Consider the following 2,853-nt stretch of genomic DNA (forward strand, 5'->3'; position numbering starts at 1 on the left):
GATGAAGATCACCAGCAGCACCAGCATCACGTCGATCAGCGGCACCATGTTGATCTCGGCCATCGGCGCCGAGGCGTTCTTCGAGTCGAAGCTGGCGAAGGCCACCGTCGTCTCCTCAGGCGGTGGCCGCGCGCGCGGCGATCGGTCGCACGCGCGCGGGCTCGTCGGCGCTGATCTCGGTGGCCAGCGGCTGGCCCATCGCGACGAAGGTGTGCAGCTCGTACGCGAACGCGTCCAGGCGCGACAGCGTCACGCGGTTCGCGCGCACCAGCAGGTTGTAGCCGACCACCGCGGGGATCGCGACCGCCAGCCCCAGCCCGGTCATGATCAGCGCCTCGCCCACCGGGCCGGCCACCTTGTCCAGCGTGCCGGCGCCGCTGACGCCGATGGCCATCAGCGCGTGGTACACGCCCCAGACGGTGCCGAACAGGCCGACGAACGGCGCCGTGGCACCGACGGTGGCGAGCACCGTCAGCCCGTTCTCCAGCCGCGTGGTCTCTTCGTCGAGCACCTTCTTGATGGTGCGCGTGACAAAGTCGCTCGCGCTGCCGGCCTCTTCGAGCTTGGCCGCACCGTACCTGGCGTGGTGCTGGCGCGCGTGCGTCGCGTGCGCGGTCAGGTGCGAGAACGGGTCGTGCGCGCCGTGCGTGGTGATCTCGTGCTGCACCGCCTCCAGCGAGGTCGCGTTCCAGAAGAAGTCGAGGAAGCGCCGGCTGCGACGCTGGCGCGACCACTGCGCCAGCCCCTTGAGCGCGATGATGATCCACGACAGCACCGACATCGCCAGCAGCAGCACGAGCAGCGTCTTGCCGACGGCGTCGCTCTGCGCGATGAAGTGGGCGAAGCCCAGCGAATGCTCCACGGTCAGTTCTCCAGTTCGAAGGGAATCGGAATGCGCGCCCAGCCGGCCATCGGCCGGCCGTCCTCGGTGTACGGCCTGAAGCGCGCCCGGCGCACGCCGGCCAAGGCGGCGCGGTCAAGGCGATCGAACCCGCTCGACTGCACCACCTGCGCCTGCTGCGGCACGCCTTCGGTGTCCACGAGGACGGCCACGACGACGAGGCCCTGTTCGCCCAGCCGACGCGAGGTGCTGGGGTAGACGATGTCGGGCAGCACGAGGTACTGGATCGCCGACGGCGGAATCAACGCCGGCGGCGGCGCGGGTGGCGCGGGTGGCGCGGATGGCGCCGTTGTAGCCGGTGGCGCCGGGTCAGGTACTGGTTCCGTCGGGGCCGGTTCGTCCGGCGCGATCGATGGCGGCGGCGCCGGATCGGGCTGCGGCACCCGCGCGACCAGCGGCTTCGGCGGCGCGGGTCGCGGCGGCGCGGGCACCGTCGGCGGCGGCGGTGGTGGTGCCACCTCGGGTGCGAGCGGCGCAAGCCAGTCGACGAACATCGGCGCCGCCGCGACCAGCGAATCGCGCACCGCCTGAACCTGCAGCAGCCCCCAGGCGGCGACCCCGTGCAGCAAGACGATCGCCGCGATGGCGGTGTGACGTTGCGCCGGCGGCAGGTGGTCGTTCGGGCGGGTCGGGGGCGGCACGGTGCAGGAGCAGCGCCGCGGGGCGCGGCTTGTCGTTTCGGTATCGCAAAGCGTAACACGAATGATTCGTATTGTGCATGCATTTCAAAGCATCCGCTGCGCGTGTCGGCGTCTCGTGCGACGCCGCGTGCGCCCGGCGGTCGCCGCGACAGCGTCGATGGGGGGGACGTGGGGATACCGAGCCTCGCCGCCCGACCGGCCGCACCCGCCCGCGAACCCCGCGGCGGCGCGGATGCCGTCCGGCAGCCGGTTCATCGCCCGCGCGGACGGCATGGCCGCAGCCGCAGCCCCAGCGCGCAGGAGCACCACGGCCGACGCGGCTGCATGCGCACAGCCGGGCCGCCGCACCCGGCGGGTGATCTGCGCCGGGGTCGGCGCCGCGTTACGGGTCGAGCGCGCGAAGCAGCTTCAGCGCGGGGTCCGGCGCGAGGTGCAGCAGCGCGGCGACGTCGCGCACGTCGTCGGGCAGCGCCGGGTTGTCCCAGCCGGCAGCGCTGTGGCGCGCGACGCGGATCGCCAGGTGCACGTTGCGCACCGGCGCGGTGTCGGCGTGGCGGTCGTCGTCCAGGCGCACCAACAGCGGCGGCAGCCGCCAGGCGCGCATCAGCGCGTGCTGCAGGTCGGGCAGCTCGACGCCGAGCACCTCGCGCTGCACCGCGGCCGAGCGCAGCGCCGGATCGGCGGCCTGGCGCCGCGCGATCTCGAGCGCCAGCGCCGGCGCATGACACCACAGCAGCATCTCGGCGAAGTCGTGCAGCTGCGCCGCCTCGTGGATCACCGCGGCGTCCGGGTCCATGCGGTGCACCGCGAACCCCAGCGCGAACGTGGCCGCCCGGCGCGCGCGATGCATCACCCGCTGCAGCCCTTGCTGCGCCTGCGGCAAGGCGGCCAGACGCTGCTCGACCGTGGGCAGCCCGGCAAACGCACGGAAGAACGGGCCGATGCCCAGCAGTACCAGCGCCGCGGTCACGGTCTCGGGCGCGCCGCGGTCGTCGCCGCGGCGCAGCGACGCGACGTGCATCAGCAGCCGCAGGCTGGCCAGGGGGTCGTCGGCCAGCGTCTCTGCGAGCACGCGCGCGTCGACGGCGTCCTCGTGGTCGACGAGCTCGTCGAGCGCCGACGCGGTGTGCGCGAGCACCGGGATCGGCGCTTCGCGCAGCCATTGCGTCCACGCCTGCAGGTCGCCCGGCGCTCGGTCGAGCATCGGCGGGAAGGCGGAATCGGTCGGCATGGCGCGGCGCGGCGGGTCGTGTCGGCTTATCGGCCTCGCGGCGCGGGCACTTGAGCACGGCGACGGCGGCCTACGGGTTC

4 protein-coding genes are annotated in these 2,853 nt (G+C 73.4%); all 4 read right to left on the reverse strand.

Translation table 11 applies throughout. From position 1 onward, the window contains the following. A partial coding sequence (locus PKC53_RS04880; RefSeq protein ID WP_324427080.1) for a biopolymer transporter ExbD occupies window positions 1-105 on the reverse strand: 105 nt, incomplete at its 3' end. A 10-nt stretch (window positions 106-115) separates the two neighbouring features. Then, window positions 116-850 (reverse strand): MotA/TolQ/ExbB proton channel family protein, encoded by a 735-nt coding sequence (locus PKC53_RS04885; RefSeq protein WP_324427082.1) that lies wholly within the window; start codon window positions 848-850, stop codon window positions 116-118. A gap of 14 nt (window positions 851-864) precedes the next feature. Continuing rightward, window positions 865-1,425, reverse strand: coding sequence for an energy transducer TonB (locus PKC53_RS04890; RefSeq protein WP_324426901.1), 561 nt, complete (start codon window positions 1,423-1,425; stop codon window positions 865-867). A gap of 499 nt (window positions 1,426-1,924) precedes the next feature. Further along, window positions 1,925-2,773 carry an HDOD domain-containing protein gene (locus PKC53_RS04895; protein ID WP_324426903.1) on the reverse strand — a complete coding sequence of 283 codons (849 nt, stop codon included), beginning with the start codon at window positions 2,771-2,773 and terminating at the stop codon, window positions 1,925-1,927. Window positions 2,774-2,853: the final 80 nt, after the last annotated feature.

Origin of the sequence: Azohydromonas sp., assembly GCF_035325925.1 — a bacterium.
Taxonomy (GTDB): Bacteria; Pseudomonadota; Gammaproteobacteria; order Burkholderiales; family Burkholderiaceae_C; genus Calidifontimicrobium.

What these genes read in the sequence shown, in the direction of transcription:
- PKC53_RS04895 (WP_324426903.1), bottom strand. Translation starts at nt 2,773, where the DNA reads ATGCCGACCGATTCCGCCTTCCCGCCGATGCTCGACCGAGCGCCGGGC.